Source organism: Streptomyces sp. NPDC002888 (assembly GCF_042888465.1).
In the GTDB taxonomy this organism is placed as follows: Bacteria; Actinomycetota; Actinomycetes; order Streptomycetales; family Streptomycetaceae; genus Streptomyces.
On record NZ_JBIAPU010000008.1, the window covers coordinates 135,783 to 151,945 of the forward strand.

A 16,163-nucleotide genomic window follows, 5' to 3' on the forward strand; every position below is an offset into this window, starting at 1 on the left:
TCCACCGGCCCGTCACTCCTGCACCAGAACCACGCACGACTCCCCGGGCAGCCGCAGCACCCCGTCCGCCCCCGGCGCCTCCACCGGCTCCCACGCGGCCAGGACCTCGATCGGGCGGGTGCCCAGGGGGATCTTCGCCGGCTCCTTGCCGAGGTTCACGGCCACGCGCACGTCGCCGCGCCGGAAGCCGAACCAACGGGCGGCCGCGTCGTAGGCCACCTTGGTGTCGGCGAGGTCGGGATCGGTGAGGTCCGCCTGCGCGTGCCGCAGGGCGATGAGCCGGCGGTACCAGTCGAGCACGCGCGCGTGGGGCTCGCGCTCCGGTTCGGACCAGTCCAGGCAGGAGCGGTCGCGGGTCGCCGGGTCCTGCGGGTCCGGTACGTCCTCCTCGGCCCAGCCGTGCGCGGCGAACTCCCGCCGCCTGCCCCGGCGTACGGCCTGAGCCAGCTCCGGGTCGGTGTGGTCGGTGAAGAACTGCCAGGGTGTGCCGGCCGCCCACTCCTCGCCCATGAACAGCATCGGGGTGAACGGCGCCGTCAGCGTCAGTGCGGCCGCGCAGGCCAGCAGTCCCGGCGACAGCGTCGCCGAGAGACGGTCACCCTGTGCCCGGTTGCCGACCTGGTCGTGGGTCTGGCTGTAGCCGAGCAGCCGGTGCGCCGCCACCCGCGCGCGGTCCAGGGGGCGTCCGTGGCCGCGGCCCCGGAAGCTGGAGTACGTGCCGTCGTGGAAGTAGCCGCCCGTGAGCGTCTTGGCGAGCGCCGCGAGAGGAGTGCGCGCGAAGTCGGCGTAGTAGCCCTGGGACTCGTCGGTCAGCGCGGTGTGCAGGGCGTGGTGGAAGTCGTCGTTCCACTGTGCCTGGAGGCCGAGGCCGCCCTCCTCGCGCGGGGTGACGAGACGCGGGTCGTTCAGGTCGGACTCGGCGATGAGGAACAGCGGTCGGTCCACCTCGGCGGACAGGGCGTCCACGGCCGTCGACAGCTCCTCCAGGAAGTGGCACGCGCGCGTGTCCTTCAGCGCGTGCACCGCGTCCAGCCGCAGCCCGTCGATCCGGTAGTCGCGCAGCCACGCCAGCGCGCTGCCGATCAGGTAGGCGCGCACCTCGTCCGAGCCGGGCGCGTCGAGGTTCACGGCGGAGCCCCACGGGGTCTGGTGCCGGTCGGTGAAGTACGGCCCGAAGGCGGGCAGGTGGTTGCCGGACGGGCCCAGGTGGTTGTGCACCACGTCGAGGACCACGCCCAGGCCGAGTCCGTGCGCCCGGTCCACGAAGCGCTTCAGCGCCTCGGGTCCGCCGTACGGCTCGTGCACCGCCCACAGCGAGACGCCCTCGTACCCCCAGCCGTGCCGTCCCGGGAACGGGCACAGCGGCATCAACTCGACGTGGGTCACGCCCAGTTCGGCGAGGTGGTCGAGCCGCTCGGCGGCGGCGTCCAGGGTGCCCTCGGGCGTGTAGGTGCCCACGTGCAGCTCGTACAGGACCCCGCCCTGCAGCGGCCGCCCGGCCCACTGGGCGCGCCACGCGTGGCGACCTTGGTCGACGACCGCGCTCAGCCCGTCAGGACCGTCCGGCTGCCGGCGCGAGCGCGGGTCGGGCAGGACGGGGCCGTCGTCCACCGCGAAGCCGTACCGCGTGCCGTCCCGCGCCTCCGCCTCGCCGGTCCACCACCCCGCCCGCTCCGGAGCGCGCTCCAACGCGCGCGTGGCGCCGTCGCACTGGAGCGTCACACGATCGGCCTGCGGTGCCCACACCTCGAACTGCACGGACGGTTCCCCTTCGTCTGCTCACCGTGATGTAGCCCGTCCATCGTCCTTCAAACGAGATCAAACCGCTTTCGAATCACCCCTTTACCGGCGGGTCACGTCGGCCACGCGCGTGTGGCCGACGTTTCTCCGTTTTCTGGACACCCAAGGTTTACTGACCGACAATCACCAACGTGACGTCGTCCTTCGAGTTCAACACGTACCCCGCGCGGCTGTCCGACGCGGAGCGCGACAAGGCGCTGAAGGTTCTGCGTGACGGCGTCGCCATGGGCCGCCTGTCGCACGACACGTTCATCCGGCGCATGGAGCTGGCCCTCGTGGCCCGACGCTCCGACGAACTCGTGGCGCTGACCGCCGACCTCCCTCAGGAGAAGCGCCTGGCACGCCTGGTGTTCGGCACCGTCGAGGCGGTCTCCGGTTTCACCGTGCGGCTGCGCCGGGCCTGGCAGGCCGAGCGGCTGCCCAAGCTGCTGCTGCCCCACCCCGGCCACGGCCACCCGCTGCGCATCGGCCGCGACCCCGCCAGCGGACTGCGCCTGAACCACGAGACGGTCTCGCGCGTGCACGCCGAACTCAGCCGGCAGGGCGGCATGTGGGTCCTGCGGGACCTCGGCTCGACCAACGGCACGACCGTCAACGGGCGCCGGGTGATCGGCGCGGCCGTCGTCCGGGAGGGCGACCAGGTCTCCTTCGGGCACATGGCGTTCCGGCTCTCGACGGACTGAGCCGCCCCCGACCCCCCAGCGCTGGCCAAGGCTTCACGCCTCGAATTGGGTCAAGTGCCGTCCCGTACGGCGGTGTTGACGTAGTTCGCGAGCCGTGACTCACTGTGCGTACACCATGTACATCAGGTGAACCGACGGCACCACAGTGTGGAGGTGTGTTCGCTGCCGCCACTCCTCCGCTATCCGACCGTCGACGAGCTGGGCGCCCGGGCTGCCGCACTCGTCGCCCGCCGCCCGCGGGACGCCCGACTGCGCCGTATCGGCACCTCCCGCGCGGGCACCCCCTTGTGGCTGCTCTCCGTGGGCCACGGCAGCCGTCACGTGCTCGTGGTCGCCGGACCGCACGCCAACGAGCCGGTGGGTGGCGCCACCGCCCTGCGGCTCGCCGAACGGGCCCTGGCCGACCCCCGGCTCACCGAGGGCGCCGACGCCACCTGGAACCTGCTGCTGTGCGTCGACCCCGACGGTCTGCGCCGCAACGAGGGCTGGCTGCCGGGCCCGTACACCCTCGGCCACTACTTCCGGAACTTCTTCCGGCCCGGCTTCCTCGAGCAGCCCGAGTGGCTGCCCGACGGCGCGGCCGGCGCGGCGCTGCCCGAGACCCGCGCGCTGCTGGAACTCCAGGACGAACTGCGGCCCTTCCTCCAGTGCTCCCTGCACGGCGTCGACGTCGGCGGCGGCTTCGTCGAGCTCACCCACGACCTGCCGGGCCTCGCTCAGCGCGTCGCGCACACCGCGGCCCGCCTCGGCATACCGCGCGAACTCGGCCCGTACGACACCCTGTACTGGCCCGGCCTCGGGCCCGCCGTCTACCGGATACCGCCGCCGCGGCGGGGCGACCTGGCCGCGGCCATCACCGAGGCGGCCGTCGAGTCGACGTGGTTCCACCCGCACCGGCACGGCACGGTCACCGCGGTCGTCGAGGCACCCATGTGGGGCGTGGCCGCGGTGGAGGACGGCTCACCGCCCGCCGACCGGGACGCGGTGCTGCGCACCGTCAGCAACACCCTGCGCCATGACACCAGCGCCCTGGAGCGCATCCTGGCCCGCCTGAGGCCCCACCTGGCAGATGCCCCGGACGCGGCGCGCCTGCTCGCACCGGTCGACGACTACATCCTCGTCTGCCCCGGGCTCGCCGACGCCTGGGACCCCGACGCCGGCGACCGGGAGCGTCCGCTGCCGCCGCTCAGTACCGCCCACCTGGCCGCCCTGCGCATCGCCGGGCGGCGGCTCGCCCTGCGGACGGCGGGCCTGCTGCACCAGCTCGTGACCGGCCCCGGCCGCGACCCGTCCGGGGTGCTGCCGGAGCTGGACCGGCTCGTCGACGCGTGGTGCGCCGACTACAGCGACGGCTGCGGGGCGCGCTGGATACCGGTCGCACGCCAGGTCGAGTACCAGTCCCGGGTGGTGCTCGCGACGTTCGAACTGGCCGCGCGGTACGCGCCCGCGTGCTCCCGTTCGGGTGAGCCGGGCTGGGGGAGCGGGGCCGCCGTGCCGATGCATCGGGAATGACGCACACCGCTACCGCGAAGACGACAGCCGTACGGGGTGGGCTGCTGACGGCGGCCGCCCTTCTGCTCGCCACCGCCGCCCCGGCCCGGGCCGCGGACCTCCCCGCCGACTGGCTCTACCTCACGGTCACCCGGGGCGACGCCCGGGTCGACGACACGCGCGGCACCCTGCTGCTGTGCGACCCGCCCCAGGGCCACGCGCGTGCCGCCGACGCCTGCGCGGAACTGAGGGCGGCGGGCGGGGACATCGGCCACATCCCGCCCAAGGACGCCATCTGCACCATGCTGTACGCCCCGGTGACCGTCCACGCGCGCGGTGAGTGGGGCGGGCGGCAGGTCGCGTACGAGCGGACCTTCTCGAACAAGTGCGTGCTGGCGGCGCGCACGGGGGCGGTCTTCGCACTGGACGAGTGAACCGACGAGTGAACCGGACGAGTGAGGGCCGGCCTTCCGGCTCATGTCTCCCTCTCGCGCGCGTGCAGCGCCGCCGCGACGACCGTGCGGGACTGGTGCTCGACCTGGTGCTCCAAGGGCACCCAGCGGGCCCGGAAGCGCTCTGCGAAGGCGTCGCTCCAGGTCGCCACGAGCCGCTCCATGCGCGGCGCCACGTGGTCGTCGCTCTCCCGCAGGACCCGCAGCAGCATCGCCGCGGCCCGCAGCGGCAACCGCCGGCCGAACGCGTCCACGCTGCCGACGTACGCCATCGTGGCGTCGGCGGGCGGCGTGTGCATCCAGTCCGCGGCCAATCCCGGTATCAGCTCCAGCCCCCACATCGCGGACCGCAGCAGCGGCCCGTCGACGCCCTCCAGACGCGGCCGCGCCTCGGCGAGCACCCGCTCCACCGCCAGCGCGTCCCGCAGCAGCCGGTGCGCCAGCCGCCGCATCGCCGCGGCCGGCGCGGGATGCGGCGCCGGGTCGTCCACCAGGTCGCTCGCCCACATCGGCACCTCGACCACCGCCGTCAGACCGCCGTAGCGGTGCGTGTGGTACCAGGTGCTGCGCCGGGCGTCGTCCGGCATGCTCGGGTACACCGCGCCCGCGTCGGGCTCGGGCATCACGTGCACGCCGGGCCCCGAGGCGGGCCAGCCCGCGGCGTCCGAGGCACCGGTCTCCACCGGGATGTGCAGCTCGGCCGCCGACTTCGCGAACGGCTCCGCGAGACCGGGAATGTCCTTGGTCAACTGCACCCAGCTGCCGCCCAGATCGGTCCCGTGCAGAGTCACCTGGAGGTAGGGCCGCAGCTCGTCGATGACAGCGGTGAGGGCGCGCGTCTCCGGGGGCAGCCGGTCAGGCGGCAGCACGGCGGGCGACCACTCCGGCTGCTCGGGACCCGCCGGGCGGAAGAACCCGAGGTGGTACTCCAGCAGGCTGCGCGGCGCCGGCGTCACATGCAGGATCGCCCCGTCGGGGTCCGCGCAGAGCAGGAAGTGCCAGGACATGCCGTCCCGCAACTCCCGCTCGTCCAGCACCCGTTCCGCGAGGGTGAGGAGCGTGCGGCCCCCGGTCGGCTCGTTCGCGTGGGCACCCGCCACGACGAGCACGGCACGCCGGGCGTGGCCCACGGACAGCAGCTGCAGGGGTCTGCCCGCGCGGGAGACGCCCACCTGTCTGAGGGTGCACAGGGCAGGCCGACGTGCGGCCAACGCCCGTGCGCAGGAGACCAGTTCGGCGAGCGTGGGGTAGCGCAGCTCCGGCAGTGGACTCACCCCCGTCATGTGTCCGCCCGGCTTCGCAATCCGCAGTACCCCACGGTCTCTGTGAACTGTCAAGGACACGAACGGGGAGGCTCCAGGGGGCGCCCGGAAGCATTCGCCGGCCGCTGAGCGGCCCTGACCAAGTCCGCGGCGGTTCGGCAGCGCCCTGAAGGGGCGCGGGGCTCTGTCCATCTGCGGCTGCGCCGCGGGGCGCGACGAGCCGCGACAGGTCGGAAGACGATCGACGGCCCGTCGCGGCACTTCCCGCCAAGCGCTCAGTCCCCCGTCCGCTCCAGCAGCGCCACCGGCAGTGGCGCGAACAGCTCCGCCACGCGCGGGTGCCCCGTGAACTCCCGCTCCGGAGCGAGCGCGTCGACCCACCGCCCCGGCGGCAGCGCCAGCCGGGTCTCCCGCCAACCGCCCGCCTCCGCCAGCCGCAGCGACAGCCGCGTCATGGCCGCGACCACCTCACCGGAGCGCGCGAACGCCAGGCAGTGGGCCCCCGCCGGGCCCTCGGCGCTCAGCGGCGCATACGTCGCCGACTCCCCGAAGACACCGGGCCGCCGCCGGCGCAGCCGCAGCGCGGCCGTGGTCACCGCGCCCTTGTCGCCGGCGTCCTGGGGCGGGAAGTCCACGGCCCGCCGGTTGTCGGGGTCCACCAGGGCGCGGTACTCGCCCTCCGTGCCTTGGTAGACGTCCGGTACGCCCGGCATCGTCAGATGGAGCAGCGCCGCGCCGAGCACGTTCGCCCGGACATGCGGCTCCAGGGCGTCCCGGAAGGCGGCCACATGGGCGCCTGGCGGCCCGCACGGGCCCGCCGCGAGGAACGCGGCCACCGCCTCCTCGTACGGCGGCTCCTGCTCCGTCCAGCTCGTGTACAGGCCCGCCTCGCGCACATGCTTCAGCAGCGCCTGTCCCACCCGGTCCGCCGTGGCGGGCCCGAGCCCGAACACCGTCTGCCAGGCCGCCCACGCCAGCTGCGCGTCCGGCACGCCCTCGCCGGTGCGGGTCACCTCGGCCAGGACGTCCGCCCAGCGCTGCGGGCACTCGGTGAGCACGGCCAGCGCCGCCCGCACATCGGCGCTGCGCTTGGTGTCGTGGGTCGACACGACGGTGCCGGTGGCTGGCCAGTCGCGCTGCACGCGCGCGCAGTACGCGTGGAACTCCTCCGGCGAGAGGGCCGGCCGCCCGGGGTTCTGGCCGACCTCGGTGGCCGACAACAGCGGCACGTACCGGTAGAACGCCGTGTCCTCCACCGACTTGGCCCGCAGCGCGGAGGCGGTCTGCGCGAACCGCGTGCGGAACTCCACCTGCTCCGGACCGTCGCCGCCCGCCCGCCCGAGCAGCAGATCCCGTACGACGTCGACGGCACCGCCCTCCTCCGGCACGACGAAGGCCAGCCGGGCCTGAGTGGCAGCCTCCTCGGTGACGACCGAGGCCGCGTCCTGGGAGGCGTACGGGCGGTAGACCTCCAGCCGCACCAGCAGCTCCTCCAGCGCGGTACGCAGCGTCCAGGGCGCGCGATCGCGCAGCGCCGGATCCGGCGACGTCTCGCACAGGCGGTGCGCGACCCGGGTCAGCCGGTCCACCTCGGCGGCCAGCTCGTGCGACAGCACCCGGTACGCGGCACGCCGTACCGTCGCCTCCCACTGGCCGCCCCGGTCCGTCTGCGGGGCCGCGAACCGCCGGTACTGGCCGAGCAGTTCGCCGGCGCCCGCCGGGTCCGTGAGGACGCCGTCGACATGCCGCAGGGCGTCGTAGCCGGTGGTGCCCGCGACGGGCCAGGAGGCCGGCAGGTGCTCGCCGTCCGCGAGGATCTTCTCCACGACCGTCCAGCGGCCGCCGGTCGCCTCGTGCAGCCGCTGGAGGTAGGCGTCGGGGTCGGCGAGCCCGTCGGGATGGTCGACGCGCAGCCCGTCGACCACGCCCTCGTGCAGCAGCTGGAGGATCTTGGCATGCGTGGCCTCGAACACCTCGGGGTCCTCGACCCGCACCCCGATCAGCTCCGAGATGCTGAAGAACCGCCGGTAGTTCAGCTCGGTACGGGCCAGCCGCCACCACACCGGCCGGTACCACTGCGCGTCCAGGAGCTGCGGCAGCGGCAGCCCCTTCGTGCCGTCGCGCAAGGGGAACGCCTGGTCGTAATAGCGCAGCACGTCCCCGTCGACCCGCAGGTTCCCGACCTCCGCGCCCAGGGGTCCGCCGAGCACCGGCAGCAGTACCTGGCCGTCCTGCGCCTCCCAGTCGATGTCGAACCACCGCGCGTACGGCGACTCCGAGCCCTCACGCAGCACCTCCCACAGGGCGTGGTTGTGCCGAGGAGCCATGGCCATGTGGTTCGGCACGATGTCCACCACCAGACCGAGACCGTGCTCCCGCGCGGTGCGCGACAGCGCCCGCAGCCCCTCCTCGCCGCCGAGCTCGTCACGCACGCGCGCGTGGTCCACGACGTCGTAGCCGTGCGCCGACCCGGGAACGGCCTGAAGGACGGGGGACAGGTGCAGGTGCGAGACGCCGAGCGAGGCCAGGTACGGCGCGGCAGCCGCCGCGGCCGCGAAAGGGAACTCGGGCTGCAGCTGCAGCCGGTAGGTGGCCGTCGGCACCGCCGTGTCCGGTCGCTCAGATGTCATGCAGACCTACGTACCCGCCCCACCGCCTTTTGTGTCATGGACCCCGCCACCTGCCCCGCCACCTGCCCCGGCACTGGCCCGCACGAGGGACGTGCGCGGTCAGACCCCCTAGTCCGGCCGCTGCAGCACCACCATGCTCCGGTCCACCAGCGTCAGTCCGTCCCCGGCCTGCACCTTCGCCCCCGTGCCCGGCGCCAGGCCCTCCGGAAGCGCGGTGTCCACCACGACCTGCCACTGCCGGCCGTGGTTGACCGGGACCACGAACTCCAGGGTCTTCGGCGAGGCGTTGAACATCAGCACGAAGGAGTCGTCGGAGATGCGCTCCCCGCGCGCGCCGGGCTCGGAGATCGCGTTGCCGTTGAGGAACACCGTCAGCGCCGAGGCCTGCGCCGAGTCCCAGTCCCGCTGGGTCATCTCCTTGCCCTCTGGAGTGAACCAGGCGATGTCCGACAGCTCGTCGTGGGTGCCCTCCACCGGCCGGCCGTGGAAGAAGCGCCGCCTGCGGAAGACGGGGTGTTCCTTGCGCAGCCACACCAGCGCGCGCGTGAAGTCGAGCAGCTCGCTGCCGTCCTCGGGCCACTGCACCCAGGCCAGCTCGCTGTCCTGGCAGTAGGCATTGTTGTTGCCGTGCTGGGTGCGCCCGAACTCGTCGCCGTGGCTGAGCATGGGCACGCCCTGGGAGAGCATCAGCGTGGCGATGAAGTTGCGCATCTGGCGCCCGCGCAGCTCCAGCACGCCCGGGTCGTCGGTCTCGCCCTCGGCCCCGCAGTTCCAGGACCGGTTGTGGCTCTCCCCGTCCCGGTTGTCCTCGCCGTTGGCGTCGTTGCGCTTGTGGTCGTACGCCACCAGATCGTGCAGCGTGAACCCGTCGTGGCAGGTCACGAAGTTGATCGAGGCCAGCGGACGGCGGCCGTCGTCCTGGTACAGGTCCGACGAGCCCGTCAGCCGGGACGCGAACTCCGCGAGCGTGCGCTGCTCTCCCCGCCACATGTCCCGCACGGTGTCGCGGTACTTGCCGTTCCACTCGGTCCACAGCGGCGGGAAGTTGCCCACCTGGTAGCCGCCCTCGCCGACGTCCCAGGGCTCGGCGATCAGCTTCACCTGGGAGACCACCGGATCCTGCTGCACCAGGTCGAAGAACGACGACAGCCGGTCCACCTCGTGGAACTGCCGCGCCAGCGTCGCCGCGAGGTCGAAGCGGAACCCGTCGACGTGCATCTCGGTGACCCAGTACCGCAGCGAGTCCATGATCAGCTGGAGGACGTGCGGGGACCGCATCAGCAGGGAGTTGCCGGTCCCCGTGGTGTCCATGTAGTAGCGGGGGTCGTCCGCGAGCCGGTAGTACGACGCGTTGTCCAGGCCCCGGAAGGACAGCGTCGGGCCCAGGTGGTTGCCCTCGGCGGTGTGGTTGTAGACGACGTCCAGGATGACCTCGATGCCGGCCTCGTGCAGCGCCCGCACCGCCGACTTGAACTCCAGGACCTGCTGCCCGCGGTCGCCCCAGGAGGCGTACGCGTTGTGCGGGGCGAAGAAACCGATCGTGTTGTAGCCCCAGTAGTTGTTCAGGCCCATGTCGACCAGCCGGTGGTCGTTCACGAACTGGTGCACCGGCATCAGCTCCAGCGCGGTGACGCCCAGCTCCACCAGATGCTCGATGAACGCCGGATGCGCGAGCCCCGCGTAGGTGCCGCGCAGCTCCTCCGGCAGCCCCGGGTGACGCATCGTGAGGCCCTTCACATGGGCCTCGTAGATCACCGTGTGGTGGTATTCGGTGCGCGGCCGCCGGTCGTCGCCCCAGTCGAAGTACGGGTTGACCACGACCGACGACATCGTGTGCGGCGCCGAGTCGAGGTCGTTGCGCCGCTCGGGCGAGCCGAAGTGGTAGCCGTACACCTCCTCGCCCCAGCGGACCGAGCCGCTGATCGCACGCGCGTACGGGTCGAGCAGCAGTTTCGCCGAGTTGCAGCGCTGCCCGTGTTCGGGGGCGTACGGCCCGTGCACCCGGAACCCGTACCGCTGCCCCGGCATCACGCCCGGCAGATACGCGTGCCGCACGAACGCGTCGCTCTCCCGCAGTTCCACCGCCGTCTCCGAGCCGTCGTCGTGCAACAGACACAGCTCTACTCGGTCCGCGGCCTCCGTGAAGACCGCGAAGTTCGTGCCGGCGCCGTCGTACGTGGCGCCGAGTGGATACGCCTCTCCAGGCCAGACCTGCATGGACACGACTCTTCCAGGTGTGTGGCGCGCCCGGTGGCGCCTTGCTCCGAGTCTCCCCAAAAGTGAGGGAACCACCTATGACTTACACCCCTCTTACCGGCCGACCAGTGCATACGCGGTATGCCGAAGATGTGGGGCAGAAACGAATACTCCCAAGGGACACAGGGGGAGTAGGGAGAAAACGTGCGCAAGACAGTGCACCGCCATCTGGGCAAGGTGGTGGCCGGTGCGGCCATAGCGGTGGCGGGGACCGCCGTGATGGTCGGGATCACCCTGCCGGGCACGGCGGGCGCCCGGGAAACGGGAGGGACCAGCGGCAGCCCGACCTCCGAGCAGGCGGCGCAGCAGCAGGGCGGCCCCGCCGCCGCGCCGCAGGCCGGCGTCGTCGAGGAGGCGCCCGCCGAGGGGACGAAGGGCAAGGGTCTCGACCCGCTGACCGACGACGAGACCGAACGCGTCGAACAGCTCGCGGTGAACCGGCAGCTGCTCAACTCCAGCGAGAACGTCGAGGGGGCCCGCGGCCCGCAGCGCCTCACCGTCGACATCGCCGAGCCGGAGGCCGGCGAACTCGACGCCACGAACGCGCCCCGGCGCGCGGTGGTGACGTTCTACGACTACAAGAGCGACGAACTCGTCACCAAGACCGTCAACCTCGACACCGGCAAGGTCGAGCAGACGACCACGCAGCACGGCGTCCAGCCGCCGCTCAGCCGCGCGGAGAACGTCGAGGCGGCACAGCTGCTGATCGCCGACCCGCTGGGCGCGGACCTCAAGGCGGACTACAAGGACGCCACCGGCAAGGAGCTCACCTCGCCGGACCAGCTCCAGCTCAACGCCGCGATCTACCGCGCAACGCCGGGCGCCCAGTCCGCCGCGCTCGACAAGTGCGGCGAACACCGCTGCCTGCGGCTGTTCCCGAAGGTGAAGAACGGGCCGTGGATCGACGCCCGCCACCTCGTCGTCGACCTGAGCGCCCGCAAGGTCGCCGAGCTCGACCGCGGCTGAGCCCGCACTCCGTCCACTTTTCCAACTTTCCCTCCTGCAAGGGAGTCACTTCTTCATGCGCGTGAACAGCAACAGCCGTGCCCGCGGGCGCACGGCGCTCGGTCTCTCCCTGGCCGCGGTGGCCGCCGGTGTGACGACGGGCGCCGCCGGACCGGCCACCGCCCAGCCGAAGGCGGCCCCCGCGCCCGCCGCCGAGTGCAGCGCGGCCTACCGCATCGAGCAGAAGCTCTCCACCGGCACGACCTGGCGGATGTGCTGGCGTTACGACAGCAAGGCCGGCCTCGTCCTGGACAACATCTCCTACCAGCCCAAGGGCGAGACCAAGCCCATCAAGGTCCTGGAGAGCGCCAGGCTCGGCCAGATCGACGTCCCCTACGACGACGGAAGCGTCGAGTACGACGACCTGACGGGCTTCGGCTTCGCCCAGGGCCTGGTGAACCTGGCGGGGGCCGAGTGCCCCGGCGGCACCATCAAGACCATCAAGGTCCCGGACGCCGTGTACTCGAACACCCCCAACATCAAGGGCCTGTGCACCACCACCCGCGCGCGCGGGCACGCCTACCGCATGCAGGCCGACAACAACAGGGACGTGTACCAGGCCCAGGGCAAGGACCTGCTCCTCTACACCGTCAACAAGGTCGGCTGGTACGAGTACATGACCGAGTGGCGCTTCCAGGACGATGGCACGATCAACATGAACGTCGGCGCGACCGGCAGCCTCTCGCCCGAGGACTACGACGCCGGCGACGGCCGCGGCTGGCCCATCGGCAAGGGGTCGCGGTCGAAGGCCACCAGCCACAGCCACAACGTCTTCTGGAAGCTCAACTTCGCCCTCGACGGCTCCTCCAAGAACACCGTCGAGCAGTACGACTCGGTCGTCAGCGCGCCCGCCCGCGGCCAGGAGGCGCCCACCAACAAGACGACCCGCACCAAGGTCACGAAGGAACTCGCGGGCGACGCCAAGAACATGCGCTGGTGGCGCGTGGTCAGCGCCACCGGCAAGAACAAGGACGGCCACGCGCGGTCGTACGAGATCGTCCCGGGCGCCACCAGCAAGTACCCGGGCCGCAGCTTCACCAAGCACGACGTCTACTTCACCGAGTACAACAAGTGCGAGCTGTTCGCCAGCAACAACCCGGGCTGCGCGAACGGCCATCCGCGGTTCGTCGACAAGTGGGTGAACGGGCAGGCCCTCACCCGACCCGTGGCCTGGGTGAACGTCGGCTTCCACCACATCGCGCGGGACGAGGACCAGCAGCCGATGCCGGTGCACTGGCAGGGCTTCTCCATCGCTCCCCGGGACGTGACCGCTATGAATCCGCTCACTCCGGCCGCCCTCGCTGATCAGAACGGCCAGTCCAGCAACAGGTAGTTGGGAAACTACCGTGCCCATCCGGCTGCACCGCCGACCGCTCGCGGAGTACCCTTCCTTGATCGTTGGGACGGGGAGTGCTCGGGGGAGCGGAAGGCGGTGCGCGGGTGGGCTCGGGAGGGCTGGAGCTGCCCCCTGGTGACGAGGGTCACGAGGGGAGCTCCACAGAGGTCCCGCCCGGCACGGTGTCCCTGGCACGGCCGATGGACGCGGGTGCCATCGGGCCGGAGCTGGACTGGGACGCCGACGCCTGGCGCGAGGTGCGCACGCGCGCTCAGCGGGCCGGCCGGGCCTACATCTGGCTGAACCTCGTCGAACAGCGGCTGCGCGCGGTCGTGGCCGCCGTGCTGCGCCCCATCTACGAGCCCGTCCACGGCGAGGAGTGGGTCGTCGCAGCGGCCGGCCCCGCCGGACAGGAGTGGGTGCAGCGCGCGGTCGCCGTCCGCGAGGTCAGCCGCCGCAAGGGCTATCTGCTCGATCCGGCCGACGACAACGTGATCAGCTTCCTCACGCTGCCGCAGCTGCGCGAGCTGATGGTGCAGCACTGGCCCTGCTTCGAGCCCTACTTCGACGAGCGCCGCGACCTCGAACTCGCCCTGGACGAACTCGAAGTCACCCGCAATGTCGTCTCGCGCAACCGGGCCCTGTCCGAGGCCGTCCTGAACCAGGCCGAACGGGCCTCCGCGCGCCTGCTGGAGATGCTCGGCACGGGCGGCGACGTACCCTCCGCCCGCCGGCTCCCCGTCGACGCCGTCGAGGATCTCGTCGGCGACCGGTACGCCGACGTGGTCGCCGTGCACTCCGACCGGGTGCGGCTGATGCGCCGGTTCCCCGCCGAGGACATCTTCGGCGGCGCCCGCCGCCTCGACGCCATCGGTATCGGCCTCAACCTGCTCGTGCAGAACTTCTCCGGGCGCCGGCTGGTCCGGATGGCCGAGACGGGCGCCCGCGTCCGGCTGCTGTTCCTCAACCCCGCCTCCAGCGCGGTGAAGCGGCGCGAGCGGGAGCTGGGACTGAAGCGGGGCGAGCTGAGCCGCTCCGTCGAGATGAACATCCTCCACATGCGCCGGGTGCGCTCCCGGCTGCGGGACCCGGGCGCCTTCCAGATCCAGGTCTACGACGAGACACCGCGCTTCACCGCCTACCTCGTCGACGGCGACGGCACCGACGGCGTCGCGGTCGTGCAGTCCTATCTGCGGCGGGCGCGGGGCATGGAGGCGCCGGTGCTGGTGCTGCGCAACGGCCACCGGGTGCTCAAGTCGGACGAGATCGACGAAGGCGGGCTGTTCTCCGCCTACCGCGAGGAGTTCGAGACGGCTTGGGTGGATTCGCGTCCGGTGTCCTGAACCGCCCCTGAGGTTCGAGGCGCCGGTGGCCGGGCAAGCGGAACGCGGACCTCTGATTGTCAGTGGCGCATGCGATGGTGGAGGCCACTGGGGGAAAGCACCACCGAGAAGGGGGGCCGGTATGGCCTGGCACCGGGAGCTGATCGTCGGCTTCGACCTGGAGACCACCGGGACGGATCCGCGGGAGGCACGCATCGTCACGGGCGCCGTGATCGAAGTCAGGGGCGGGCAGGTGCTGGGGCACCGGGAGTGGCTCGCGGACCCGGGCGTGGAGATCCCGGCGGACGCGGTCGCGGTGCACGGCATCAGCAACGAGCGCGCGGCCACTCAGGGGCGTCCGGCCGACCAGGTCGCGGACGCCATCGCCGAGGTCCTCGCCACGTACTGGAAGTCGGGCGTCCCGGTCGTCGCCTACAACGCCGCCTTCGACCTCACCCTGCTCTCCGCCGAACTCCGGCGGTACGCACTGCCGTCCCTGAGCGACCGCCTCGGCGGCCTCGACCCCGCGCCGGTCGTCGACCCCTACACCATCGACCGCTGGGCCGACCGCTACCGCCGCGGCAAGCGCAACCTCGAAGCGGTCTGCGCGGAGTACGGCGTCGCCCTCGACACCGCCCACGACGCCACCGCCGACGCCCTCGCCGCGGCGCGCCTGGCCTGCGCGATAGCCGACCGCCACCCCAAGATCGCCGCCCTCGGCCCCGCCGAACTCCACCGCCGCCAGATCGACTGGTATGCCGACTGGGCAGCCGACTTCCAGGATTTCCTGCGCCGCAAGGGCAACGCGGAAGCGGTGGTGGACGGGACGTGGCCCCTGCGCGAGCCGGCGGACAGCCCCTCCGTGTGAGCCCCGCTCAGAACGGATACCACCGCACCGACTCGTCACCCTCCCGCAGTGACGCCACCCGTCGCTCGAACTCGGCCAGCGCCTTGGGGTTGCTCGGTGCGTGCTGTGCCACCCAGGCGCAGCTCGCCGTCTCCCGGGCCCCGCGCAGCACGCCGCAGCCCTCCCAGGCACGCACGTCCCACCCGTAGGCCTCGACGAAGGAGTCGTACGCCTCGACGGGCAACGCGTAGCGGTCGCGGGAGAGGGCCATGACCACCAGGTCGTGCTCGCGCAGGTCGGCGGAGAAGGTCTCCAGGTCCACCAGGACGGGGCCGTCCGCGCCGACGTGCACATTGCGGGGCAGCGCGTCGCCGTGGATCGGCCCGGGCGCCAGCTGCGGGGTGAGTGCCGCCGCGGCCGCCGCGAAGCCGTCGCGGCGCTCCCGCAGATACGCCGCGTCCGCCGGATCGATCGCGTCACCCGCGAGCCGCAGCCAGCGTTCCACACCGCCCAGCAGATCGCGGGGCGGCAGCTCGAAGGAGGGGGAGGGCAGTGCGTGGACGACCCGTAGCAGTTCGGCCAAATCCCGCGGCTCGGCGGGCCGTACGGGATCCGGCAGCCGATGCCACACCGTCACCGGGTGCCCCTCCACGAGCCGCGCCTTCGGCTCCGCCGCCCGCACCGCCGGGACACCCGCTTCGGCGAGCCAGCCCGCGACGGCCAGTTCGCGCCGCGCCCGGTCGAGGAGTTCGGCGTCGCGGCCCACCTTGACGACCAGCTCACCGGCGGCGAACACCGCGTTCTCGCCCAGGGCGAGGAGCCGCGCGTCCCGCGCCGGACCGGGCAGCACCCCTGCCGCGTCCAGTACGTCCCGCGCCCGTGCCTCGTCCATCGTCCGCCTCCGTCCTCGCCGCCACACTGGCTGCCCCACCGGGCACAGGTCTCCCGACCCGCACGGCACGGGGCGCTCGACGCCGCCCATGCGCCCGCGCGCACGCCGTCGCGTTCTCGCCATTCGTCGGCCAGTGTCGCATCCGCACAGGTCGGGCGGTGTGCACGGTGCCTTGACGCGGCACATG

Annotated in this window: 12 protein-coding genes; 7 read left to right on the forward strand and 5 right to left on the reverse strand. The window is 72.4% G+C overall.

All coding sequences use genetic code 11. The features are described 5' to 3' along the window. Positions 1-12: 12 nt before the first annotated feature. The gene (gene treZ / locus ACFYWX_RS15480; RefSeq protein ID WP_389424513.1) at positions 13-1,758 is read right to left on the reverse strand and encodes a malto-oligosyltrehalose trehalohydrolase; all 1,746 of its coding nucleotides are present in this window, start codon (positions 1,756-1,758) and stop codon (positions 13-15) included. A gap of 173 nt (positions 1,759-1,931) precedes the next feature. Between treZ and ACFYWX_RS15485 the strand changes: the two genes are divergently transcribed. The 3 genes from ACFYWX_RS15485 to ACFYWX_RS15495 all read left to right on the forward strand — a co-directional run bounded on the left by ACFYWX_RS15485 (position 1,932) and on the right by ACFYWX_RS15495 (position 4,408). Beyond that, positions 1,932-2,483 carry an FHA domain-containing protein gene (locus ACFYWX_RS15485; RefSeq protein WP_389424514.1) on the forward strand — a complete coding sequence of 184 codons (552 nt, stop codon included), beginning with the start codon at positions 1,932-1,934 and terminating at the stop codon, positions 2,481-2,483. 147 nt (positions 2,484-2,630) lie between these two features. Then, complete coding sequence (locus ACFYWX_RS15490; protein WP_389424677.1) at positions 2,631-3,995, forward strand: M14 family zinc carboxypeptidase; 1,365 nt, start codon at positions 2,631-2,633, stop codon at positions 3,993-3,995. After that, positions 3,992-4,408 carry an SSI family serine proteinase inhibitor gene (locus tag ACFYWX_RS15495; protein ID WP_389424515.1) on the forward strand — a complete coding sequence of 139 codons (417 nt, stop codon included), beginning with the start codon at positions 3,992-3,994 and terminating at the stop codon, positions 4,406-4,408. Before ACFYWX_RS15490 ends, ACFYWX_RS15495 begins: the two co-directional genes overlap by 4 nt. A gap of 41 nt (positions 4,409-4,449) precedes the next feature. Here the strand turns inward: ACFYWX_RS15495 and ACFYWX_RS15500 are convergent, their stop codons facing one another. The 3 genes from ACFYWX_RS15500 to glgX all read right to left on the reverse strand — a co-directional run bounded on the left by ACFYWX_RS15500 (position 4,450) and on the right by glgX (position 10,535). Further along, positions 4,450-5,700, reverse strand: a complete 1,251-nt coding sequence (locus ACFYWX_RS15500) for a M14 family zinc carboxypeptidase (protein WP_389424516.1) — start codon at positions 5,698-5,700, stop codon at positions 4,450-4,452. A 263-nt stretch (positions 5,701-5,963) separates the two neighbouring features. Continuing rightward, positions 5,964-8,318, reverse strand: a complete 2,355-nt coding sequence (gene treY / locus ACFYWX_RS15505) for a malto-oligosyltrehalose synthase (protein WP_389424517.1) — start codon at positions 8,316-8,318, stop codon at positions 5,964-5,966. A gap of 108 nt (positions 8,319-8,426) precedes the next feature. Next, positions 8,427-10,535 carry a glycogen debranching protein GlgX gene (glgX, locus tag ACFYWX_RS15510; RefSeq protein WP_389424518.1) on the reverse strand — a complete coding sequence of 703 codons (2,109 nt, stop codon included), beginning with the start codon at positions 10,533-10,535 and terminating at the stop codon, positions 8,427-8,429. 183 nt (positions 10,536-10,718) lie between these two features. Between glgX and ACFYWX_RS15515 the strand changes: the two genes are divergently transcribed. From ACFYWX_RS15515 to ACFYWX_RS15530, 4 genes are all read left to right on the forward strand, one after another. After that, positions 10,719-11,540, forward strand: coding sequence for a Tat pathway signal sequence domain protein (locus ACFYWX_RS15515; protein WP_389424519.1), 822 nt, complete (start codon positions 10,719-10,721; stop codon positions 11,538-11,540). A 55-nt stretch (positions 11,541-11,595) separates the two neighbouring features. After that, positions 11,596-12,912 (forward strand): copper amine oxidase, encoded by a 1,317-nt coding sequence (locus tag ACFYWX_RS15520; RefSeq protein ID WP_389424520.1) that lies wholly within the window; start codon positions 11,596-11,598, stop codon positions 12,910-12,912. A gap of 107 nt (positions 12,913-13,019) precedes the next feature. Further along, positions 13,020-14,258: an SAV2148 family HEPN domain-containing protein gene (locus tag ACFYWX_RS15525; RefSeq protein WP_389424521.1), complete on the forward strand. Its 1,239-nt coding sequence runs from the start codon at positions 13,020-13,022 to the stop codon at positions 14,256-14,258. A 121-nt stretch (positions 14,259-14,379) separates the two neighbouring features. Beyond that, positions 14,380-15,105, forward strand: a complete 726-nt coding sequence (locus ACFYWX_RS15530; protein ID WP_389424522.1) for a 3'-5' exonuclease — start codon at positions 14,380-14,382, stop codon at positions 15,103-15,105. A 7-nt stretch (positions 15,106-15,112) separates the two neighbouring features. Here ACFYWX_RS15530 and ACFYWX_RS15535 read toward each other — a convergent pair whose 3' ends face one another. Then, positions 15,113-15,976, reverse strand: a complete 864-nt coding sequence (locus ACFYWX_RS15535; protein WP_389424523.1) for a phosphotransferase enzyme family protein — start codon at positions 15,974-15,976, stop codon at positions 15,113-15,115. Positions 15,977-16,163 lie beyond the last annotated feature (187 nt).

Bases quoted from the DNA above. Each gene is read 5' to 3' on its own strand.
- glgX (WP_389424518.1), bottom strand. From the start codon at position 10,535: ATGCAGGTCTGGCCTGGAGAGGCGTATCCACTCGGCGCCACGTACGAC.
- ACFYWX_RS15530 (WP_389424522.1), top strand. From the start codon at position 14,380: ATGGCCTGGCACCGGGAGCTGATCGTCGGCTTCGACCTGGAGACCACC.
- ACFYWX_RS15495 (WP_389424515.1), top strand. From the start codon at position 3,992: ATGACGCACACCGCTACCGCGAAGACGACAGCCGTACGGGGTGGGCTG.
- ACFYWX_RS15520 (WP_389424520.1), top strand. From the start codon at position 11,596: ATGCGCGTGAACAGCAACAGCCGTGCCCGCGGGCGCACGGCGCTCGGT.
- treY (WP_389424517.1), bottom strand. From the start codon at position 8,318: ATGACATCTGAGCGACCGGACACGGCGGTGCCGACGGCCACCTACCGG.
- ACFYWX_RS15535 (WP_389424523.1), bottom strand. From the start codon at position 15,976: ATGGACGAGGCACGGGCGCGGGACGTACTGGACGCGGCAGGGGTGCTG.